Below are 20,024 nucleotides of genomic sequence, written 5' to 3'. Positions count from 1 at the left end.
GAGGTGACGGGATGAGCCAGTCGGAATGAGCGAAGATCGAAGCATGGGTGCTGACGGCGGGCGAGTACGCGGCCCGGTCGATCCCCGATTGCTGCGGTATGCGACGGCATCCCGCGGGTTCTTCGTCGCGATCGGCGCCATCGCGCTCGCACAGACCGCCGTGATCGTCGCGTTCGCCTGGTTGCTCACCCGCGCGATCACCGACGCGATCGACGGGCTGCCGCCCTCAGCGCTCGCCCCCACCCTCGGCGCACTGGCCGCCGTGATCGCCGCCCGCGCACTGCTGCTCTGGGTGCGCGAGGTCGTGGCGGCCCGCGCCGCCGCCCACGTCGAACTGCAACTGCGCGCGAATCTCGTCGCAGCCGTCGGGCGGCTGGGCCCGGAATGGCTCGCCGCGCACAACAGCGCCCGCCTCGCGGTCACGGCGGGCCGTGGCCTCGAAGCCCTCGACGCCTACTTCGGCCGCTACCTGCCGCAGCTCGTGCAGACGGTCGTCGCGACGCCGCTGCTGTTGGCGGTCATCTGGTGGCACGACGCGGTCTCGGGGTTGACGGTGCTGTTCACCCTGCCGCTCATCCCCCTGTTCATGGTGCTCATCGGCCTCGCGACGCGAGCCGTGCAGCAGAAGCAGTGGCAGACCCTCGGACACCTCGCGGCCCGCTTCTCCGACACCGTCAACGGCCTGTCGACGCTGAAGGTGTTCGGTCGTCACCGCCGCGCCGTCGACACGATCGGCACCGTCACCGACACGTACCGGCGCGAGACGATGCGGGTGCTGCGGGTGTCGTTCCTGTCGGGGTTCGCGCTGGAGTTTCTGGCATCCATCTCGGTCGCGATCATCGCCGTCACGATCGGCTTCCGCCTGATCGACGGCACCCTCGCACTGTTCGTCGGCCTGTTCGTGCTGCTGCTGGCGCCCGAGGCGTACCTGCCGCTGCGTCAGGTCGGCGTCCAGTTCCACGCGGCCGCTGAGGGCGTCGCCGCCACCGACGACGTCTTCTCGGTGCTCGATGCCGCCCGCACGGTGTCGAGTGTCCAGAACACGCGGATGACGGATGCCACCGAACCGCGTGTCTTGGACACTCGACGACCCGGTGTGCTCGAGCTGAGGGATGTGCGGGTGCGGCGAGGGGAACGGATGCTGCCGGGGGTGTCGTTCACGGCGGCGCCGGGGACGGTGACCTTGCTGCAGGGGGCGAGCGGGGCCGGCAAGTCGAGCGTGTTCGCCGCGCTTCGGGGTGCGGCGAGGTTCAACGGGGCGATTCTGCTCGGCGGCGAACCGGCACCGGTCGATGCACCGGCGACCTGGCTGGCCTGGGCGGGCCAGCAGCCGGGACTGATCGCCGGCACCGTCGCGGGTAATGTCTCGATCGGCGACGACGCACCGGATGACGCCTTGCTCACCCGCGCGCTCACGGTCGCGTGCGCCGACGGCATCGCCGCCGACCTCGACCTCGGTGTGCAGGGCGCGGGGCTCTCGGGCGGTCAGGCGCAGCGGGTGGCTGTCGCGCGCGCCGTCTACCGCCACCTGCGTGGGCAGGCCCAGGTCGTCGCCCTCGACGAGCCGAGCGCAGCGCTGGATGCCGGCACCGAAGCGGCGCTGTGGCGTGGCATCCGGAGCCTTGCCGATGCGGGGGCGACGGTGCTGCTCATCTCTCACCGCGGCTCCGCCGAACGGATCGCCGATCGGGTCGTCACCCTCACCGGTGTGCGCGATGAGACGGCGGTGACGGCATGACCGATCACCTCGAAGCGCCCGCGACCACGCGGACCGTACTGCGCACCGCCATGCCGGGGTTGCGCAGGTTCTGGCCTGCCGCGGCATCCGCATTCCTCTCCGAAGCCTCGGCCGTCGCCCTCCTCGCCGTCAGCGCGTGGCTCATCGTGCGTGCCTCCGAGCAGCCCCACGTCATGTACATCACAGCGGCCGTCGTCGGTGTGCGGGCCTTCGCGCTGTCGCGTGCAGCATTCCGCTACACCGAACGCCTCTCCAGCCACGATGCCACGTTGCGACAGCTCGCCGTCACCCGCACCGACCTGCTGCGCCGCCTCGTGCCGCTCGCACCCGACGGCCTCGCCCGTACCCGGCGAGGCTCGGTGCTCGGCACGCTCGTGGACGACGTCGATGAGCTGCAGAACCTGCCGCTGCGCGTCGTGCTGCCGCTCGTGTCGTCTGTCACGGTCGCGGTCGGTGCCATCGTGCTCGTCTCGTTCGTGTGGTGGCCTGCGGCCCTGACCCTGCTGGCCTGCCTCCTGATCGCCGCGGTCGCCGCGACGGCGTGGGGATGGGCCGCCGGCTCCCGCGCCGAGCGTCGGATCGCACCGTTGCGAGCACGCCTCGCGGATGCCGTCATGGACCAGCTCGGCAGCCTCGACGTGCTGATCGCCTATGGTGCCGAGCGTGCCGGCCGTGACCGGATCGCCGCCGCCGACGCCGCGTTGCGCCGTGCGGTCGTGCGGCGCGCCGGGGCGCAGGCGGGAACGGCGGCGGTCGTCTCGCTTGCGGCCGGTGCCGCATCGCTCGCGGCCCTGCTGGTCGCGACGCCCGCCGGTGCGCCCCCCGGCCCGTCACTGGCGGTCGCGGTGCTCGTGCCGATGGCCGTGTTCGAGGTGTTCGCGGCCGTCCCGTTGGCTGCTGCGGCGTGGCGGCAGGTGCGCACGGCCGCCTCCCGCGTCGCCGAGGCCACGCCGTCGACACTCCCGAGCGGCATCGTCGCCGACCGCGAACCCACCGGGGTCGCCCTACCGCTCGGCGACGGAATCGCACTGCGCGGGGCGACGGTGCGTTGGCCGGGCGCAACGGAGCCCGCACTGCACGGCGTCAACCTCGACGTGCGGCCCGGTGAACGCCTGCTCGTGGTCGGTTCCAGCGGCGCCGGCAAGTCGACGCTTGCCCACGCACTCGTCCGCTTCCTCGAGGTCGACGGCGGGTACACGATCGGCGGCGTCGACGTGCACACCCTCGCGCCCGACGACGTGCGGCTCACGGTGGGCCTGTGCGAACAGCGCCCGATGCTGTTCGACGAGGACATCCGCCAGAACCTCCTGTTCGCGCGCGACACCGCGACCGACGCCGACCTCGAAGCGGTGCTCGAACGGGTCGGGCTCGGTCCGTGGCTGCGCGAGCGCGGCGGGCTCGATGCCCGGGTCGGCGAGCGCGGCGGGCTCGTCTCCGGCGGTCAGGCGCAGCGCATCGCGCTCGCGCGTGCGCTGCTGCACGGCTTCGACGTGCTGGTGCTCGACGAGCCGACGGCAGGCGTGGATGCCGCGGCATCCGATGCCCTGCTCACCGACCTGCTGGGCGCGGTCGCGCCCGATCAGGCCGTCGTCCTCATCTCGCACGTGACCCCGCCGACCGGCATGGTCGACCGCACGGTGCGCCTGGTCGACGGCCGCCTCGCGGCCTGACGCGCGAGCCCTCACACTTTGCGCGAACCCACCCAGTTTGCGCGCGTGAATCGTGAGGGTTCGGCGAAGGTATGAGGGTTCGCGGAAGGAGACGCGCGTCAGAGGTCGCGGCCGAACGCCTGCACGCCCTCGTGCGACGGGATGGGTGTGAATCCGACGCGTGGGGAGAACGCGAGCGCGCCGGTGTTGCCGGCCGAGGCGACGACGTGGGCCGGTGACACCGGGTCAGCCGGGGAGCAGGCGGACGTCGGCGGGGTCGACGGCGAGGGCGACGGGGATGCCGGGGCGAAGGCCCAGGTCGGCGACGACCTCGACGGGCAGCTCGGCGACGACGGCGGGTGCGTCGGTGTGCACGCGCACGCCCGACGGGGTCTGCTCGAGACGGGTGACGCGGGCGTGCCAGCGGCCGGGCTGCGCGGCGTCGAGCCGCAGCACGCCGGTCCAGGTGTCGGCCGCGGCCCCGGCGATGCGCACGGCGCCGGGGCGGAACACGGCGACGAGCGGGTCACCGTCGCGCCCGGATGCCGGTGCCGTCCCCTCCAGCACGACCGGCGCGCCGCCGTCGTGCGCGGCGACCCATCGCCCGTCCAGCAGCCTGCCGGTGACCCGGTTGACGCCCGAAAGCGCGGCGGCGAACGGCGTCGCGGGACGGTTCAGCACGTCGCGCACGGCGCCGTGCTGGGTGACGCGACCGGCTTCGAGCACGACGAGGCGACTGGCGAGAGACGCCGCATCGACGGCGTCGTGCGTGACCAGCACGGTCGTCACCCCGCGCAGCACGTCCGCGAGCACCGCGCGGATGCCGTCGGCGGTTTCGGGGTCGAGCGAGGTGAGCGGCTCGTCGAGCAGCAGCACGTCGGGTGCGACGGCGAGCGCCCGGGCGAGCGCGACGCGCTGCCGTTGCCCGCCCGACAGCTCGGACGGCCGGTGGTGCCCGGCGCCGCCGAGCCCCACCCGCCACAACAGCTCGTCGGCGTGATGCGACGCCGCGGCCTTCTCCACGCCGCGGGACCGCGGGCCGAAGGCGACGTTGTCGCGGGCACTGAGATGCGGGAACAGGCGAGGATCCTGCCCGAGCAGCACCGTGCCGCGACGGTGCACGGGCACGCGCGGCCGCGGATCCGCCACGGTGCGCGCCCCGATCCGCACGACACCGCCGCTCAGCGGCACGAGCCCGGCGATCGCCTCGACAAGCGTCGACTTGCCCGCCCCCGACGGCCCCATGACCGCAACGGTCTCGCCGGCATCCGCGTGCAGTGTCGCGTCGAGCCGGCGGGCGGCGACGGCGACCTCGGCGTGGAGAGCGCTCACCGCGGCACCTCCGCACTGGGCCCGCCCGGACGCCATGCCCGCACGAGCAGCAGCACGGCCAGCGCCGTCACGAGCAGCAGCAGCGACAGCGCGACCGCAGTGCCCTGCGAGACACCGGCACCGTTGAACGCGGTGTAGATCGCGAGCGGCATCGTCTGCGTGACGCCGGGGGCGTTGCCGGCGAACAGCGCCGTCGCACCGAACTCGCCGACCGCCCGGGCGAAGCACAGCACGGTGCCGGCGACGAGGCCGGGCAGTGCGAGCGGCAGCGTGACGCGCCACAGGATCCGCCACCTGCCGGCGCCGAGCGCGGCTGCCGCCTGCTCGTATCCGACCCCGGTCGAGCGCAGCGCGCCCTCGAGCGCGAGCACGAGGAACGGCAGCGCCACGAAGGTCTGCGCCAGCACGACCGCGACCGTCGTGAAGGGGATCTGGATGCCGAGGTCTGCCAGCACCGGTCCGAGCCATCCCCGCCGCCCGAACAGGAACAGCAGTGCGACGCCGCCGACCATCGGCGGCAGCACGAGCGGCACGGTCACCGCTGCCCGCAGCACCGCCGCCGTCCGCGCCCCGGCGCGTGCGATGAGCAGGGCGAGCGGCACGCCGAGCACGAGGCAGAGGGCCGTCGCGACGACCCCGGTCTGCAGCGACAGCGCGAGGGCCGCCAGCGCTTCGGGTGCCGTGACGTCGCGCCACAGTGTCGCCCATTCGACGCGTCCGACGAGCGCTGCCAGGGGCACGACGAGCACGGCGAGGCCGAGCACGGCCGGCACCGCCAGCACCTGCGGCACGTACCCGCGCGCTGCCGATCTCATGCCCCGCGCACCTGTGTCACGGCGCGCCGAATCCCAGCTCGCTCAGCACCGCTTGTCCGGCGTCCGACAGGACGAAGGCGATGAACGCATCCGCGATCTCGGCGTCAGCCGCCCCGTCGAGCGCGACGATCGGGTAACGGTTGACGACGGCATCCGCCCAATCGGTTGCGACGGATTCGACGTCGTCGGTGGTTGCGGCGTCGGTGACGTACACGAGGCCCGCGTCGGCCTCGCCGGTCGCGACCTTCGTGAGCACGGCGGTGACGTTCTGCTCGAAGCTGTCGACCGATGCCGTCACGCCCTGGTTCTCGAGCAGGGTGTCGGCAGCGGCGCCGCACGGCACCTCGGCTGCGCACAGGACGACGTTCAGGGCGGGGTCGGCGAGATCGGTGAGCCCGGTCACAGCCCCGGGATTGTCCGCGGGCGTCACGAGCACGAGCGTATTGGTCGCGAACAGCTCCGCATCCGCTGCGAGGCCGGCATCGGTGATCTTGGCCATGTTGTTCTCGTCCGCCGAGGCGAACACATCGGCCGCCGCGCCTTCGAGAAGCTGCGTCGCGAGGGTCGACGAGCCGTCATAGCTGACGGGCTGCACGTCGACGCTGGGGTGCTGCCGCTCGAACCTGATCGCGAGTTCGTCGAAGGCGGCTTTCAGCGACGCCGCCGCGAAGATCGTGAGATCACCGTCGAGGTCGGGGCCCGGCGTGCCGGTGACCTCGGGGGCGTTCGGGTCGATGTCACTCGTCGAACCCGGGTTCGTGGCGCAGCCGGATGCCAAGAGGGCGACGGCGGCGAGTACGGCGATCGTGGTGATGACGCTGCGCATGTCAGCCTTTCGGGGCTTCGACGATGACGGTGGTGGCCTTCACGACCGCGACGGCGAGCGAACCCGGTTCGAGGGCGAGGTCGCGAACTGCCTCGGCCGACATGAGCGAGACGATGCGGTGCGGTCCGGCCTGGATGTCGACCTGCGCCATGACGCCGTCGACCTGTACGCGTGTGACGAGTCCGGTGAGCCGGTTTCGCGCGCTGGAGAGCCGGTCGGCGGGATCGTGGGCGGTGCGGGCGAGATCGGCGGCGTGCGCGGCGAGCGCAGCCCCGGGGATCTCGGTCGGAGTCGCACCCGTCGTCGGCAGGGTGCCGGCATCCACCCAGCGGCGGACCGTGTCATCGCTCACCCCGAGCAGACGAGCAGCCTCAGAAACCCGATATGCGGACATTTTCTCAAACTATCACCGCATCTGCGGTCGCAAATCCTCCGTTGCGCCCACGCGCGTACGCTGGTCGCATGTCGTTCCCGCCCCTTGTAGAGCCTGTCGCGGCGCTGTCGGCACACGAGCGGGAGCGCACGTCACGGCACGCCGCCCTCGCCGGCTTCGGCGACCTGGCGCAGCGTCGTCTCGCTGCTGCGCACGTCGCCGTCATCGGAGCCGGTGGGCTGGGATCGCCCGTCATCCTCGCGCTCGCGGCGGCAGGCGTCGGCACGCTGACCGTGATCGACCACGACGATGTCGACCTCTCGAACCTGCAGCGTCAGGTGCTGCACCGCACGACCGATGTCGGCGCCCCGAAGGTCGACTCCGCGGTGCGGGTCGCCGGCGATCTGTCTCCCGACACGACGGTGCACCCCGTCCGGGCGCGACTCACCGCCGCGAACGCGGCCGAGTTCCTGACCGGCGCCGACCTCGTCGTCGACGGGTCCGACAGTTTCGCGACCCGCGTCGACGTGGCCGCGGCGTGTGAACGCCTCGGCATCCCGTTGGTGTGGGGCGTCGTGCAGGAGTTCCACGCCCAGGTGACCGTCTTCTGGTCGGCACCACCCACCGGCGACGCGGTCGTGCTCTCCGACCTGTACCCACCCGAGACTGTCGGCGATCTGCCGTCGTGCGCCGCGGTGGGCGTGCTCGGCTCACTGTGCCTACAAGTCGGCGGCATGCTGGCGACCGAGGCGATCAAGCTCATCACCGGCATCGGCGACCCGCTGCTCGGGCGCATCGCGGTGGTCGACGCGCTGCGCGGTACCGTGCGCGAGGTGCCACTGCATCCCGCCGTCGCAACTTCGGAGATCGGCACAACTTCGGATGCCGGAGGCGGAAACGCTCCGAAGAACGGCGAATCTCCGACGCTGCGCGAGGCCGAAGCGCCCGCGCCTGCGCTGATCCCCGAACTGACCGCCGACGAGATGCTCGCCGCGCAGGATGCCGGCGCGACCCTCCTCGATGTCCGCGAACCGTGGGAGACGCAGACCGGCATCGTCGCCGGCTCAGAGGTCATTCCGCTGCAGCAGTTCCTCGCCGACCCGGGCGCGGTCGGCACCGACCCGGTCGTCGTGATCTGCGCCCACGGCATCCGTGCCCGCCACGCGGCCGAGGTGTTGCGCTCTCGCGGCGTCGAGGCCTCGGTGCTCGCGGGCGGGCTCGCCGCGTGGACGGCATGATGGGCGACCTGCGCACCGTCGAGGCGCACCTCGGGGCCGTGCTGGATGCCGTGCGTCCCACCGATCGCAGCACGACGACGCTCCCCCAGGCCTTCGGCCGCACCCTCGCCACGGCCGTGACGGCAGCGGTCGATGTGCCCGTCTTCGACAACTCCGCCATGGACGGCTTCGCGGTGCGCTTCGCCGACGTGGCCTCGGCGACGCCCGACAGCCCCGTGACCCTGCGGGTCGTCGCCGATCTACCCGCGGGCACGCAACACGATCCGCCACTCGGCCCGGGTCAGGCGGCGCGGATCATGACCGGCTCCCCCGTCCCCACCGACGCCGACGCGATCGTGCCGTTCGAACACACGGCCGGCGGGCTCGAGGATTCGCTCGAAACCGTCGTGGTGCTGCGCGCTCCCGCCGCCGAAGGCGCGCACGTTCGTCGGCGCGGCGAAGACCTCCACACCGGCGACGAGGTGCTGCCGGCAGGCATCCGCCTCGGCGCGTGGCAACTGGGTGCGATCGCTGCGGCCGGGGTCGGCACCGTGACGGTCTCGGCGCCACCACAGGTGCTGGTCGTCTCGACGGGCAGCGAACTGGTTGCCCCCGGCACTGCGCTGCACCGCGGGCAGATCCCCGAGTCGAACAGCACGCTCATCGCGGGGCTCGTCGCCGAGGCCGGCGGACACGTCGTGCACGTGGCCTCGGTCGACGACGAGGGCAGCGGGCTGCGCGGCCTCCTGCGCGAATACACGGGTGAGCGGCTCGACGCCGTCGTGTTCACGGGTGGCGTCAGCGCAGGCGCGTACGAGGTCGTCAAGAACGAACTGGCCGACGCGATGACGTTCTCGAAGGTCGCCATGCAGCCCGGCAAACCGCAGGGGTTCGGCGTCACGTCTGAGGGCACGCTGCTGTTCGGACTGCCGGGCAATCCGGTGAGCGCGGCCGTGTCGTTCGAAGTTTTCGTGCGGCCCGCGCTGCTGGCGATGCAGGGCCGCGGCGATCTCGCACGGCCCGTGCTGCGGCTGCCGGCATCCACGTCGTGGCGCACACCGCCCGGCCGCCGCCAATACCTGCCCGCGGCGATCAACCGCACCGATCCTGCACACTGGACCGTGGGGCCAGCAACGCGGGGCGGATCGGGATCGCACCTGGCCGGCGGACTCGGCCGCGCTGAGGCGTATGCCGTCGTGCCTGCCGAAACCGAGGCAGTGACCGCGGGCGATCTCATCGACGTGCTGCTGCTGGAAGGATGAGCACCATGGACTTCACCCACCTGGATGCCGCCGGCAACGCCCACATGGTCGATGTGACCGCGAAGCAGCCGACCGTCCGCGAAGCCACCGCCCGCGGGTTCGTGCGCTGCGCGCCCGCAACGCTCGAAGCCCTTACCCACGGCACCGTGCCCAAGGGCGATGTGTTCGCGGTGGCGCGGATCGCCGGCATCCAGGCTGCCAAGCGCACACCCGACCTGTTGCCGCTGGCCCACGTCATCGGCGTGCACGGCGCCGCGGTCGACCTCGCCGTCACGAGCGACGGGGTCGAGATCAGCGCGACGGTGCGCACCGCCGACCGCACCGGCGTCGAGATGGAAGCACTCACGGCCGTCTCGGTCGCGGCGCTGGCGATCGTCGACATGGTCAAGGGCATCGACAAGACCACCGTCATCGAAGACGTCCGCATCACGGCGAAATCCGGCGGCCGCTCGGGCGACTGGGTCCGCCCGGAATGACCGCGGCGATCCTCCTCGCCGGCGGCCGTGCGCGCCGCCTCGACGGTGAGGTGAAGCCGCTGCTCGAAGTGGCGGGCCGCTCGCTGCTGGCAACGGCCGTGGATGCCGTCACCGGCTGCGATCCGATCGTCGTGGTCGGGCCGGTGCTCGACTTCGACCTGCCGGTGCGATGGGCGCGCGAGGAGCCTGCCTTCGGTGGCCCCGCTGCGGCCGTCGTCGCCGGAGTCGATGCGCTCGGTGCGACGGATGCCGAGTGGACCGTCGTCCTGGCCTGCGACCTGCCGGGTGCCCCCGAAGCCGTCGCGCGGCTGCTGCGAGACCTCGCGCTCCTTCCCGCGGATGCCGACGGCGTGTGCCTGGCCGACGAATCCTCGCGTCCGCAGTGGCTGACCGCGATCTACCGCACCGCCGCGCTGCGGCGCGCGGCATCCGCGATGGCAGACGGCGGTGCGGGCGCGTCCATGCGCGATCTGCTCGCCGACCTCGCGATCACGGTGCTCGCAGCGCCGGCAGCCGAGACCGCAGACGTGGACACGTGGGAAGATCTGAAGCAGGCGCGGCTTCGCGCCGCGCCTGGATCGGAGTCGTCATGAACGAGCGCACCCTGCCGCCCGAGGCCCTCGACGCGTGGGCCGATGCCCTGCGCGCACGGTTCGATCTCGGACCCGATGACCTGCCCGTCTCACTCATCCTTGACCTCGCCCGCGACGTCGCGAACGGCGTGGCCCGCCCCGCCGCGCCCTTCAGTGCGTTCGCTGCGGGCCTGGTCGCGGGTCGCGCAGGCGGCACGCCGGAGCAGGTGCGGGATGCGGTGGCCGCCGTCACCGAACTCGCAGCCGAGTGGGAGGGCTGATGGCCCGCATCCGCTACTTCGCCGCGGCCGAAGAACTCGCGGGCACCGCCGAGGAATCGCGCACCGAACCGACCCTCGGCGCGTTGCGTGCCGCACTGGCGGCGGAGCATCCGGGCCTTGCCGCGATCCTGCCGCGTTGCGCCGTGCTCGTGGCCGGGTCCCGCACGGGCGACGAAGCCGCCTTGCACGATGACACGCTTGTCGACGTGCTCCCGCCGTTCGCCGGCGGCTGACTCAGCCGCCCAGGCCCTTCCACGCCGTCGTGCCGTCTGCCTCGACCTGCCGCTTCCAGACCGGCAGATCGGTCTTGATCGACTCGATGAGCGCCCGGCACACGTCGAACGCCTCCGCGCGGTGCGCGGTCGCGACGACGATGACGACGGCGGCATCCCCCACCGACAGTCGCCCGACCCGGTGACTGACCGCGACGAAGCCGTCGGCCTCGCCCAGCGCCCGCTCGGCGAGCGCATGGAGCGTCTGTTCGGCGTCGGGGTGGGCGGAATACTCCAGCGCGATGACGGCGCCCGACGCGTCTGGGTCGTGATCGCGCACCGTGCCGACGAAACTCACCACCGCGCCCGCGGTGGAATCGTCGACGGCAGCGAAGTGCGCGGCGAGATCCAGCGCCGTGTCGCTGATCCGCGCGATGCGCACGGCCATCAGTGGTCACCCCCGTCCAACTGCGCGATCACGTGGCCGGCGACCGAAACGATCACCGGCATCCCCTCGGCGACCGCCTTCGGCGACCCGGGAAGATTCACGATCAGCGCACCGCCCGCGACGCCGGCGAGCCCCCGCGAAAGCATGGCCGCGGGCTTGATGGCGGCGCCCTGACGTCGAAGTTCTTCGGCGATCCCGGGAACCTCGCGTTCGAGCACCACTGCGGTCCCCTCGGGCGTGCGGTCTCGGGGCCCGATACCGGTCCCCCCGTTCGTGACGATGACTCTGGCGCCCTGCGTGATCGCGTCACGCAGTGCCGCAGCGACCGGTTCCGCCCCATCCGGGACCACGGTCGCCTCCGCGCACGTGAACCCGGCCTCGACGAGCGCCGCGACGGCGACGGGCCCCGACGTGTCCTCTCGCGCACCCGCGGCCGACCTGTCGGACACGGTGATGACAGCGGCCGGGATCATGCCTTCAGCCTACGGCCACCGCCCCGCGCGACGGATCCTCACCCGGCGTGCTCGGCCGCCGACTCGGCGGCGCCCGTGATGCGCGCAGCCATGCCGCTGAAGATCGCGCCGTGGAAGGGCAGCACCGCCAGCCAGTACAGCCGGCCCGCGAGCCCTTTCGGAAAGAAGACGGCCCGCTGGTCGTACCGCGCGCCGTCACCATCCGGATGCACGCGCATTTCGAGCCACGCGAGCCCGGGCACCCGCATTTCGGCGCGCAGGCGCAACAGGCGGCCGGGTTCGACCGCCTCGACACGCCAGAAGTCGATGGCATCCCCAACCGCGACACGGTCGCGGCTGCGTCGGCCGCGCGCCAGCCCGATCCCGCCGACGAGCCGATCCATCCACCCGCGCACCGCCCACAGCCACGGCGACGAATACCACCCGTTGTCGCCACCGATCCCCGCGACCACTGCCCACACCCGATCGGTCGAGGCGGTCGTGCGCACCTCTCGTTCATCGGTGAACACGGTGCGCCCCGCCCACTCGGGGTCGCTCGGCAGCGGGTCGCTCGGCACGCCACTGACGTCGGCGTCCTGCCAACTCGTCTCGACCGCGTCGGCGTCGATCCGACCGAGCGCGAGCGAGACAGCCTCCCGGTACGGTGTCAGTCCGTTCTCGGGCCGCGGAATGAGGTCGTCGACGGTGTGATCCTTCATGACGCAGTCGTGCTGCAGCGACGCGATGAGCGGGCGTGCGATGCTGCGCGGCACCGGTGTCACGAGGTTCACCCAATGCGATGCGAGCGCCGGTGTCAGCACCGGCAGGGCAGCGATCGCACGCTGTCGCAGTCCCGCCTCCACGGCGTACCCGTTCATCATCTGCCCGTACCGCAGGACGTCGGGCCCGCCGATGTCGACGGCCCGATTCACGTCTCCGCGCACCCGCGCGGCGGCGAGCAGGTAGTGCAGCACGTCGCGCACGGCGATGGGCTGGATGCGGTTGCGCACCCATTTCGGCGCCGGCATGTAGGGCAGGACGTCGGTCAGGTGCCTGATCATCTCGAACGATGCCGACCCCGACCCGATCACGACTCCCGCCTGCAGCACGAGGGCGGGCGTCACGGCAGCGAGGAAGCAGTCACCCACCGCCACCCGCGACCGCAGGTGAGGGCTGAGTTCGACGCCGTCGGGATGCAGTCCGCCGAGGTACACGATGCGGCCGACGCCCGCCGCATCCGCCGCCGACGCGACCGTCTCAGCGGCGTCGAGGTCACGTCGTTCGAAGTCGGCGCCGCTGCCCATGCTGTGCACGAGATAGAACAGCACATCGACGTCGTCCACCGCCGCGTCCACGGCATCGCGGTCATCGGCCGACCCGACGACGACCTCGACGTCGTCACCCCACGCGAATGCGGGCAGCCGCGCCGGCGAGCGCACGAGCACGCGCACCCGGTAGCCGGCGGCGAGCAGCCGTGGGACGAGCCGCCCGCCGATGTAGCCGGTCGCCCCCAGCACGAGCGCCCGCGGCGGGGAGCCGTCGGATCGCGACACCGCCAGCAGCGCCGGCTCGCGCCCGGTGGGTGTCGTCAGTTGGGGGTCGGCAGTGTCCATGTGCGTCACGGTAGGTCAGGCGCACGCCGCGCACGACCCGCTTGACGAAGCGGGTCGGCTCTGTCATGCGGCCAGTCCGCGTGCTGTTCGAACCGCACGACGACGGCTTTCGAGGTCGGTGTGCCCGAGACGTCGGCGACCGAGTCCAGCGGCACGAGCACGTTCGTCTCGGGGTAGTAGGCGGCGGCGTTGCCACGTGGCGTCGAATAGGGCACGAGCCGGAAGGCATCTGCCCGCCGCTCCTGCAGCCCGTCGGGTCCCTCCCACTCCGACACGAGGTCGACGAGGTCGCCCGGCGCGAAGCCGAGCGCGGCGATGTCGTCGGGGTGGGTGAGCACGACGCGACGGCCGTCGTGGATGCCGCGGTAGCGGTCGTCCTTGCCGTAGATCGTGGTGTTGTACTGGTCGTGCGAGCGCAGCGTCTGCAGCAGCAGCCGCCCCTCGGGCACGCGCGGGTATTCGAGCGGGTTGACGGTGAACTGCGCCCGCCCGTCCGGCGTCGCGAAACGGCGGGCATCGCGCGGGCCGTTCTCGAGCATGAGCGTGCGTCCCTTCGCGATGCGCTGTTCGAAGTCCTCGAAGCCGGGCACGACGTTCTGGATGTGGGTGCGGATGCCGGTGTAGTCGGCCTCCAGCGCGGCCCAATCGGCACGGGGCCCGCGTTCGGCGAACAGCCGTGCGCTCAGGCGTGCCACGATCGCGACCTCGCTCGGCATCCCCTCGCCAGGCGGGTCGAGGCGGCCGTGCGACGCGTGCACGGCACCCATGGAATCTTCGACCGTGACCTTGCGCGCATCGCCACGCCTGCCGTCACGGTCGGTGCGGCCGAGCGTCGGCAAGATGAGCGCGCGGCGCCCGGTGACGACGTGCGAACGGTTGAGCTTCGTCGATACCTGCACCGTGAGATCGACACGCCGCATCGCCGCCTCGACGACGGCGGTGTCGGGGGTCGCCGAGATGAAGTTGCCGCCCATGGCCATGAAGAATCGCACCCGGCCGTCACGCATCGCGCGGATCGAGTCGACCGTGTCGTGCCCGTTGGCGCGGGGCGCGGCGAACGAGAACTCCCGCTCGAGTGCGTCGAGGAACGCGGGCGCAGGCTTCTCGTAGATGCCCATCGTGCGGTCGCCCTGCACGTTGGAGTGCCCACGCACCGGGCACACACCGGCACCTGCACGCCCGATGTTGCCCTGCAGCAGCAGCACGTTCACGACGTCGCGCAGGGTTGCCACCGAGTGCTTGTGCTGCGTGAGCCCCATCGCCCAGCACACGATGGTGGATGCCGATCCCCGCACGATCTCGGCGACACGGCGCAGTTCGGCTTCGGGCAGCCCCGTCGCCGTCTCGAACTCGCGCCAGTCGGCGTTCGCCATCGCCTGCCGGTACGCCTCGAACCCGGACGTGTGCGCCTCGACGAAGGCGTGGTCGACGACTCCGCCGTCGCGCGCCTCACCCTCGAGCAGGTGCGCGCCGATGGCCTGGAACAGCGCCTGGTCGCCGCCGAGACGGATCTGCACGAACTCGTCGGCGAGCGCGGTGCCGCCCAGCAGCACGCCGCGCGGGGTCTGCGGGTTCTCGAAGCGGAGGAGTCCTGCTTCGGGCAGCGGGTTGACGGCGATGATCGTCGCACCGCGCTGCTTCGCCTTCTCCAGCGCCGACAGCATCCGAGGGTGGTTCGTGCCGGGGTTCTGCCCCGCGATGATGAGCAGGTCGGCTTCGTGGATGTCGTCGAGCGTGACGGTGCCTTTGCCGATGCCGAGCGTCTGCCCGAGCGCGGATCCGCTCGATTCGTGGCACATGTTGGAGCAGTCGGGCAGATTGTTGGTGCCGACGCCGCGCACGAGCAGCTGGTACAGGAATGCGGCCTCGTTCGAGGTGCGGCCCGACGTGTAGAAGACGGCCTCGTCGGGGTCGTCGAGTTCACGCAGCGCGTCGGCGACGAGGTCGAGCGCCTCGTCCCAGCCGATCGGACGGTAGTGGGTCGCACCCTCCTCCAGGAGCATGGGCTCGGTCAGCCGCCCCTGCTGCCCCAGCCACCAATCGTCGTGGTCGGCGAGATCTTCGACAGCGTGCTGCGCGAAGAACGCCGGCGTGACTCGGCGGAGCGTCGCCTCCTCGGCGACGGCCTTCGCGCCGTTCTCGCAGAACTCCGCGATGTGCCGCTTGTCCTCTTCTGGCCAGGCGCAGCCCGGGCAGTCGAACCCGTTCTTCTGGTTGACCCGCAGCAGCGTCTCGGCGCTGCGTTTGAGCCCCATCTGCTCCCACGAGATCTGCAGCGCGTGCAGCACCGCCGGCACGCCGACGGCGACCTCCTTCGGTGCGGTCACGCGCAGCTTGGATTCGTCGATATCGACGTTCGGAGGCCTCGTCGCCATACCCCCAGGCTACGCCCCCAGACCGCCCGGGTCAGCGACGGCCGGTACCGAAGACTCCCCGGATGACGCTGTTGATGATCGTGGTGGTCGTCTTCGACCCGAGCACCTGCTCGAGCACACTCTTCTCCTGGCGGCGGCTGGTGCGGCTGGTGCCGGCGGTCTTCTTCAGCAGCCGGTCGTACTCGGCCTGCGCCTTCTTCTCTGCGGCGGCCTTCGCCTTGTCGATCGCCGCCTGCTGCTTGGCGTACTCGGCGTCGACCTTCGCCTTCTCCAGCGCTGCCTCTTCTGCGGCGGCCGCTTCGGCGGCGGCGTTCATCTTCGCCGTCAGCACCTCGCGCGCCGACTCGCGGTCGATTGCGGTGCCGTACTTCGGCTGCAACGGCGAGGATGCCACGGCCGCATCGATCGCGGCATCCGGCGTCGGCGACATCAGCCCGAGCGGTGCGCGCAGGCGCGTCCAGGCAACCGGCGTCGGCGCGCCCTTCTCACTCATGACGGTGACGATCGCCTCACCCGTGCCGAGCTCCTGCAGGACGCGCTCGAGGTCGTAGCCGCTCTTCGGGTACGTGCCGACGGTCGCCTTCAGCGCCTTCGCGTCATCGGGCGTGAACGCGCGCAACTGGTGCTGCACGCGCGAACCGAGCTGGGCGAGCACATCCGATGGGACGTCCTTCGGGGTCTGCGTGACGAAGAAGACGCCGACGCCCTTCGAGCGGATGAGCCGGACGGTCTGCACGATCGCGGAGAGGAAGTCCTTCGACGCGTCCTTGAACAGCAGGTGCGCCTCGTCGAAGAAGAACACGAGCTTCGGTTTGTCGAGGTCACCGACCTCGGGCAGCATCTCGAACAGCTCGGCGAGCAGATACATGAGGAACGTCGAGAACAGCGCGGGCTTGTCGGCGACGCCGGGCACCTCGAGCAGCGAGATGATGCCGCGCCCATCGGGTGCCGAGCGCAGGAAGTCCTTCACGTCGAACTCGGGTTCGCCGAAGAAGACGTCGGCGCCGTCGTCGGCGAAGGTGATGAGCTCGCGGAGGATGACGCCCGCCGTCGCCGACGACAGGCCGCCGAGGCTTTTGAGCTCCTCCTTGCCGTCGTCGCTCGTGAGGTAGGTGAGCACGGCGCGCAGGTCGGAGAGGTCGACGAGGGCGAGTCCGTTCTCGTCGGCGTAGTGGAAGACGAGCCCGAGGCTCGACTCCTGCGTGTCGTTGAGGCCGAGCACCTTGCTCAGCAGCAGCGGACCGAAGCCCGATACGGTGGCGCGGACGGGCACGCCCTTGCCGATGCCGCCGAGGGCGAAGTACTCCGTCGCGGATGCCTCGGGCTTCCAGTCCTGGCCGATGCCCCTCGTGCGGGCCAGCAGCTTCTCGCTCGGCTCCCCCGGCGTCGCGACACCCGACAGGTCGCCCTTAATGTCGGCGGCGAACACGGGCACGCCCTTCGCGGCGAGCTGCTCGGCGAGCCCCTGCAGCGTGCGGGTCTTGCCGGTGCCGGTGGCGCCGGCGACGAGGCCGTGGCGGTTGGTCATCGCGAGCGGGATGCGGATCTGCACGGCCGGGTCGGGTGCGCCGTTGACGAGTGCGCCGAGGTCGAGGGTGGCGGCGTCGAACGCGTAGCCGGCCGCGACCTTGGCGACCTCCTCGGCATCCAGCGGGGCGTCGGGGCCGGGCTCGGCGGGCTGTGCGGGCTCTGCCGGCGTCTCGGGAACAGGAGAACTCTCGGTGACAGGAGCTTCTGCGGCGGCATCGTCCTGTTCCGGTGATTTCTCCTGCGTTGCGGATGCCGCATCCGCCGGTGCTGCGACGTCTGCGGCCGGTGAGGTCTCCTCCGCCGGCGCGGCGCCGCCGGCAGCCTTCGCCTTCGCAGCCGCTGCCTCTGCGGCGGCCAGCGCGGCCTTGGCCTGCGCGGCTTTGAGCTGGGCCTCGGCGGCTGCGGCTTCTGCGCGCAGCCGCGCGAGTTCTGCTTCGGCTGCGGCGACGGCGGGGTCGGGCGACTCTGACGCGGTCATGCCGCTCAGCCTACTCAGCGCCGCCCGTCCCGTTCATCCGTGCCGACGGGTTGATCCGCGCGACGTGCACCGGCACTTCGGCGCGAACGAATCCACAGCGAACCCGCTCACGTGCGGCGCTCGTGGCGGACCGGCAGCAGGCGCAGGCGTGCCCGACCGCTCAGCAGCATCGGGAATCGGAACCCGATGGGGCCCTCATAGAACCGCTGTGCCTGCGACGTCAGCAGCAGCGCACCGGACTCGTCGACGTCGAGGTCGAGATCGACCGCGAGGTGAAGGTCTCGACGTAGATGCCGCGCCGGTGCGGCCGCGTCACTCCGTGGCCTCGTCCGCGCGCGCCTGCAGCAGCGCGCGTTCGCGTTCACGGATGAGGGGCACCGTGAACGCGCCGGCGACCACGAGCGCCATGCCGACGCCGACGAGCGTGCCGCCGACCGTGTCGCTGAACCAGTGCGCGTGCACCTGCGTGCGGCTGAAAGCCATCAGGAGCGTCCACGCGGCACCGACGATCGCGACCCACACCCGCGGAAAGAGCAGCACCGCGAGGGCTGCGATCGTCGCCGCATTGGCCGTATGCCCTGACGGGAATGACCCGTGGTCGCTGATGACGAGCATGTCTTCGGGGCGCGCGCGACCGAAGATCGTCTTGAGCACCTGCACGGCCGCGGCGCTGAGCGCCGACGCGACCACGAACATGAGGCCCGACCAGGGGCGGCGGATCAGCACGAGCAGCGCGGCACCCGCCAGCGGCACGACGTACGTGGCGAACCACCCGCCGCCGACGAAGTTCATGAACAGCGAGATGTCGCTGAGCACCGGCGCGAACAGGTTGACGAACCCGTTCCACCACACGTCGACGTCGATCGGGTCGGCTTCGAGGGCGATGAGCACCCCCAGCACGACCGCCGCGAACACGAGGCCCGCACCGACGACGGCGCACCGCAGCCCGATCGAGATCTCTTCATCAGTCACCCGGGCAGTCATCGCCCCATTGTGCCCCACCGGCGCGATCAGGGCGCGAGGCGCTCCACGGTGCGCGGTCGCACGACGAGCCACAGCGACAGCACGGCGATCACCGCACAGCCGACCATGACCGTCGCCATCGTGGTCGCGGTGATCTCCGAACCTTCCGCGAGCGCACCGACGAGCGGGGTCACGAGGCCCGCGACGCCGAAGTTGACGGCGCCGATGACGGATGCCGCGGTGCCCGCCGCCTTTCCGTGACGATCCAGCGCCAGGACCTGCACGTTCGGGAAGGTGAACCCGCAGGCGGTCATGAACAGGAACAGCGGCACGATCGTGCCCCACAGGCCGAGGTCGAGCTGGTCGGTCACGATGATCGCGGTCGCGAAGACCACGAGCGCGGCGGTCGAGCACGCCAGCACCCATTGCGGACCGAAACGCGCCGCGAGGCGGGATGCCGTCTGCACGCCGATCACGAGCCCGACCGAGTTCGCGGCGAACAGCAGGCCGTACTGCTGCGGATCGAAGCCGTAGGTCTCCTGGAACAGGAACGACGAAGCCGACAGGTACGAGAACAGGCCAGAGAAGGTCATGCCGCCGATGATGAGCACGCCGACGAACACGCGGTCGCGGAAGACGCTGCGGTAGCGCTGCAGCACCGTCGTCGAACCTTTCTCCTGACGGCGGGCCGCCGGCAGGGTTTCGGGCACGAGGAAGATCGCGGCCAGCAGCATCACGACGCCGTACACGGCGAGCACGACGAAGATGCCGCGCCAGGGCATGACGGTCAGCAGCGCCGATCCGATGAGGGGCGCGACGACCGGCGCGACCCCGGAGACGAGCGCGAGTCGGCTGAGCATGACCACGAGACGACGACCACCGAACAGGTCGCGCACGACCGCCATCGCGACGACCCCGCCGGCCGCGGCGCCCATGCCCATGAGCACGCGTGCCGCCGTGAGCAGTTCGAGGCTCGGCGCGAGCGCGGCGGCGAGACTGGCGAGCACGTGGACGGCGGTGACCGTCAGCAGTGGCACGCGGCGACCGACCTTGTCACTGAGGGGACCGACGATCAACTGCCCGAGCGCGAAGCCGATCATGGTGCCGGTGAGGGTCAGCTGGATCGCGGCCGCGGTGGTGTGGAAGTCCTCCTGCAGCACGGGGAAGGCGGGCAGGTACAGGTCGACGGTGAACGGGCCCAACGCGGTCAGCGCGCCGAGCAGGATGATGTAGACGACGCGACGCGACGTGGGGATCGCGTCGCCGGGGTGGAGCACGATCGGTGCGGTGGCCGGGTCCGCTCCGAGGGTGCGGATGGCGCCGGTCGCGGTCGATGCTCGTCGGGCGGGCTGCTGAGTGGGGATGGAGGCGGTGTCGCGCACGGGATCCAGACGGTGTTGCTTCGAGTGGTG

Annotated in this window: 21 protein-coding genes; 8 read left to right on the top strand and 13 right to left on the bottom strand. The window is 71.6% G+C overall.

The genetic code is table 11. The annotated features are described in order from the left end of the window. The first annotated feature begins 43 nt into the window (after positions 1-43). Positions 44-1,738 (top strand): thiol reductant ABC exporter subunit CydD, encoded by a 1,695-nt coding sequence (gene cydD, locus ACSF8R_RS00825; RefSeq protein ID WP_434809947.1) that lies wholly within the window; start codon positions 44-46, stop codon positions 1,736-1,738. After that, complete coding sequence (gene cydC, locus ACSF8R_RS00820; protein ID WP_434809946.1) at positions 1,735-3,408, top strand: thiol reductant ABC exporter subunit CydC; 1,674 nt, start codon at positions 1,735-1,737, stop codon at positions 3,406-3,408. The genes cydD and cydC overlap by 4 nt, the downstream gene beginning before the upstream one ends. Positions 3,409-3,506: 98 nt before the next feature. Here the strand turns inward: cydC and ACSF8R_RS00815 are convergent, their stop codons facing one another. From ACSF8R_RS00815 to ACSF8R_RS00795, 5 genes are read right to left on the bottom strand one after another with little or no spacing between them, the layout of a single operon-like run. Continuing rightward, a complete protein-coding gene (locus tag ACSF8R_RS00815; protein ID WP_434809945.1) occupies positions 3,507-3,629 on the bottom strand; it encodes a hypothetical protein in 123 nt (40 codons plus the stop codon). Positions 3,630-3,633: 4 nt separating this feature from the next. Further along, positions 3,634-4,719 (bottom strand): ABC transporter ATP-binding protein, encoded by a 1,086-nt coding sequence (locus tag ACSF8R_RS00810; RefSeq protein ID WP_434809944.1) that lies wholly within the window; start codon positions 4,717-4,719, stop codon positions 3,634-3,636. Next, on the bottom strand, positions 4,716-5,534 hold the full coding sequence (locus ACSF8R_RS00805; protein WP_434809943.1) for an ABC transporter permease: 819 nt from the start codon (positions 5,532-5,534) through the stop codon (positions 4,716-4,718). Before ACSF8R_RS00805 ends, ACSF8R_RS00810 begins: the two co-directional genes overlap by 4 nt. A gap of 16 nt (positions 5,535-5,550) precedes the next feature. Further along, positions 5,551-6,360 carry a molybdate ABC transporter substrate-binding protein gene (gene modA / locus ACSF8R_RS00800; protein WP_434809942.1) on the bottom strand — a complete coding sequence of 270 codons (810 nt, stop codon included), beginning with the start codon at positions 6,358-6,360 and terminating at the stop codon, positions 5,551-5,553. A gap of 1 nt (position 6,361) precedes the next feature. After that, positions 6,362-6,754: a TOBE domain-containing protein gene (locus ACSF8R_RS00795; protein ID WP_434809941.1), complete on the bottom strand. Its 393-nt coding sequence runs from the start codon at positions 6,752-6,754 to the stop codon at positions 6,362-6,364. Between the two features lie 68 nt (positions 6,755-6,822). Between ACSF8R_RS00795 and ACSF8R_RS00790 the strand changes: the two genes are divergently transcribed. From ACSF8R_RS00790 to ACSF8R_RS00765, 6 genes are read left to right on the top strand one after another with little or no spacing between them, the layout of a single operon-like run. Beyond that, a complete protein-coding gene (locus tag ACSF8R_RS00790) occupies positions 6,823-7,971 on the top strand; it encodes a ThiF family adenylyltransferase (protein ID WP_434809940.1) in 1,149 nt (382 codons plus the stop codon). Next, positions 7,968-9,212 (top strand): molybdopterin molybdotransferase MoeA, encoded by a 1,245-nt coding sequence (locus ACSF8R_RS00785; protein ID WP_434810367.1) that lies wholly within the window; start codon positions 7,968-7,970, stop codon positions 9,210-9,212. The genes ACSF8R_RS00790 and ACSF8R_RS00785 overlap by 4 nt, the downstream gene beginning before the upstream one ends. Positions 9,213-9,217: 5 nt before the next feature. After that, entirely contained in the window at positions 9,218-9,688 is a 471-nt protein-coding gene (gene moaC, locus ACSF8R_RS00780; protein WP_434809939.1) for a cyclic pyranopterin monophosphate synthase MoaC, read from the top strand. Beyond that, positions 9,685-10,281 carry a molybdenum cofactor guanylyltransferase gene (mobA, locus tag ACSF8R_RS00775; protein WP_434809938.1) on the top strand — a complete coding sequence of 199 codons (597 nt, stop codon included), beginning with the start codon at positions 9,685-9,687 and terminating at the stop codon, positions 10,279-10,281. The genes moaC and mobA overlap by 4 nt, the downstream gene beginning before the upstream one ends. Beyond that, complete coding sequence (locus tag ACSF8R_RS00770; protein WP_434809937.1) at positions 10,278-10,541, top strand: DUF6457 domain-containing protein; 264 nt, start codon at positions 10,278-10,280, stop codon at positions 10,539-10,541. Before mobA ends, ACSF8R_RS00770 begins: the two co-directional genes overlap by 4 nt. After that, the gene (locus ACSF8R_RS00765) at positions 10,541-10,774 is read left to right on the top strand and encodes a MoaD/ThiS family protein (RefSeq protein ID WP_434809936.1); all 234 of its coding nucleotides are present in this window, start codon (positions 10,541-10,543) and stop codon (positions 10,772-10,774) included. The genes ACSF8R_RS00770 and ACSF8R_RS00765 overlap by 1 nt, the downstream gene beginning before the upstream one ends. A 1-nt stretch (position 10,775) precedes the next feature. On the opposite strand, the gene ACSF8R_RS00760 is transcribed toward ACSF8R_RS00765, so the two are convergent. The 8 genes from ACSF8R_RS00760 to ACSF8R_RS00725 all read right to left on the bottom strand — a co-directional run bounded on the left by ACSF8R_RS00760 (position 10,776) and on the right by ACSF8R_RS00725 (position 19,994). After that, on the bottom strand, positions 10,776-11,204 hold the full coding sequence (locus ACSF8R_RS00760; RefSeq protein ID WP_434810366.1) for a molybdenum cofactor biosynthesis protein MoaE: 429 nt from the start codon (positions 11,202-11,204) through the stop codon (positions 10,776-10,778). Beyond that, positions 11,201-11,674 (bottom strand): MogA/MoaB family molybdenum cofactor biosynthesis protein, encoded by a 474-nt coding sequence (locus ACSF8R_RS00755; RefSeq protein WP_434809935.1) that lies wholly within the window; start codon positions 11,672-11,674, stop codon positions 11,201-11,203. The genes ACSF8R_RS00760 and ACSF8R_RS00755 overlap by 4 nt, the downstream gene beginning before the upstream one ends. Before the next feature lie 38 nt (positions 11,675-11,712). Then, on the bottom strand, positions 11,713-13,266 hold the full coding sequence (locus ACSF8R_RS00750; RefSeq protein WP_434809934.1) for an SDR family oxidoreductase: 1,554 nt from the start codon (positions 13,264-13,266) through the stop codon (positions 11,713-11,715). 5 nt (positions 13,267-13,271) lie between these two features. After that, positions 13,272-15,641, bottom strand: a complete 2,370-nt coding sequence (locus ACSF8R_RS00745) for an FdhF/YdeP family oxidoreductase (protein ID WP_434809933.1) — start codon at positions 15,639-15,641, stop codon at positions 13,272-13,274. A 31-nt stretch (positions 15,642-15,672) separates the two neighbouring features. Then, positions 15,673-17,649, bottom strand: coding sequence for a helicase HerA-like domain-containing protein (locus ACSF8R_RS00740; RefSeq protein ID WP_434809932.1), 1,977 nt, complete (start codon positions 17,647-17,649; stop codon positions 15,673-15,675). Between the two features lie 107 nt (positions 17,650-17,756). Next, positions 17,757-18,014 carry a DUF4166 domain-containing protein gene (locus ACSF8R_RS00735; protein ID WP_434809931.1) on the bottom strand — a complete coding sequence of 86 codons (258 nt, stop codon included), beginning with the start codon at positions 18,012-18,014 and terminating at the stop codon, positions 17,757-17,759. Further along, positions 17,962-18,633, bottom strand: coding sequence for a phosphatase PAP2 family protein (locus tag ACSF8R_RS00730; protein WP_434809930.1), 672 nt, complete (start codon positions 18,631-18,633; stop codon positions 17,962-17,964). Before ACSF8R_RS00730 ends, ACSF8R_RS00735 begins: the two co-directional genes overlap by 53 nt. A 26-nt stretch (positions 18,634-18,659) precedes the next feature. Then, entirely contained in the window at positions 18,660-19,994 is a 1,335-nt protein-coding gene (locus ACSF8R_RS00725) for a multidrug effflux MFS transporter (RefSeq protein ID WP_434809929.1), read from the bottom strand. Between the last annotated feature and the right edge of the window lie 30 nt (positions 19,995-20,024).

It is taken from the genome of Microbacterium sp. bgisy189 (genome assembly GCF_965345345.1).
Lineage (GTDB): Bacteria > Actinomycetota > Actinomycetes > Actinomycetales > Microbacteriaceae > Microbacterium.
The sequence above is the reverse complement of the archived record's forward strand: the minus strand, read 5'-3'. Positions and strand labels throughout refer to the sequence as shown.

Coding starts and splice junctions, on each gene's coding strand:
- ACSF8R_RS00790 (WP_434809940.1), top strand. CDS start 6,823: ATGTCGTTCCCGCCCCTTGTAGAGCCTGTCGCGGCGCTGTCGGCACAC.
- ACSF8R_RS00765 (WP_434809936.1), top strand. CDS start 10,541: ATGGCCCGCATCCGCTACTTCGCCGCGGCCGAAGAACTCGCGGGCACC.
- ACSF8R_RS00755 (WP_434809935.1), bottom strand. CDS start 11,674: ATGATCCCGGCCGCTGTCATCACCGTGTCCGACAGGTCGGCCGCGGGT.
- ACSF8R_RS00740 (WP_434809932.1), bottom strand. CDS start 17,649: ATGACCGCGTCAGAGTCGCCCGACCCCGCCGTCGCCGCAGCCGAAGCA.
- ACSF8R_RS00750 (WP_434809934.1), bottom strand. CDS start 13,266: ATGGACACTGCCGACCCCCAACTGACGACACCCACCGGGCGCGAGCCG.
- cydC (WP_434809946.1), top strand. CDS start 1,735: ATGACCGATCACCTCGAAGCGCCCGCGACCACGCGGACCGTACTGCGC.
- ACSF8R_RS00795 (WP_434809941.1), bottom strand. CDS start 6,754: ATGTCCGCATATCGGGTTTCTGAGGCTGCTCGTCTGCTCGGGGTGAGC.
- cydD (WP_434809947.1), top strand. CDS start 44: ATGGGTGCTGACGGCGGGCGAGTACGCGGCCCGGTCGATCCCCGATTG.
- ACSF8R_RS00730 (WP_434809930.1), bottom strand. CDS start 18,633: ATGACTGCCCGGGTGACTGATGAAGAGATCTCGATCGGGCTGCGGTGC.
- ACSF8R_RS00745 (WP_434809933.1), bottom strand. CDS start 15,641: ATGGCGACGAGGCCTCCGAACGTCGATATCGACGAATCCAAGCTGCGC.
- modA (WP_434809942.1), bottom strand. CDS start 6,360: ATGCGCAGCGTCATCACCACGATCGCCGTACTCGCCGCCGTCGCCCTC.
- ACSF8R_RS00785 (WP_434810367.1), top strand. CDS start 7,968: ATGATGGGCGACCTGCGCACCGTCGAGGCGCACCTCGGGGCCGTGCTG.
- ACSF8R_RS00805 (WP_434809943.1), bottom strand. CDS start 5,534: ATGAGATCGGCAGCGCGCGGGTACGTGCCGCAGGTGCTGGCGGTGCCG.
- mobA (WP_434809938.1), top strand. CDS start 9,685: ATGACCGCGGCGATCCTCCTCGCCGGCGGCCGTGCGCGCCGCCTCGAC.
- ACSF8R_RS00770 (WP_434809937.1), top strand. CDS start 10,278: ATGAACGAGCGCACCCTGCCGCCCGAGGCCCTCGACGCGTGGGCCGAT.
- moaC (WP_434809939.1), top strand. CDS start 9,218: ATGGACTTCACCCACCTGGATGCCGCCGGCAACGCCCACATGGTCGAT.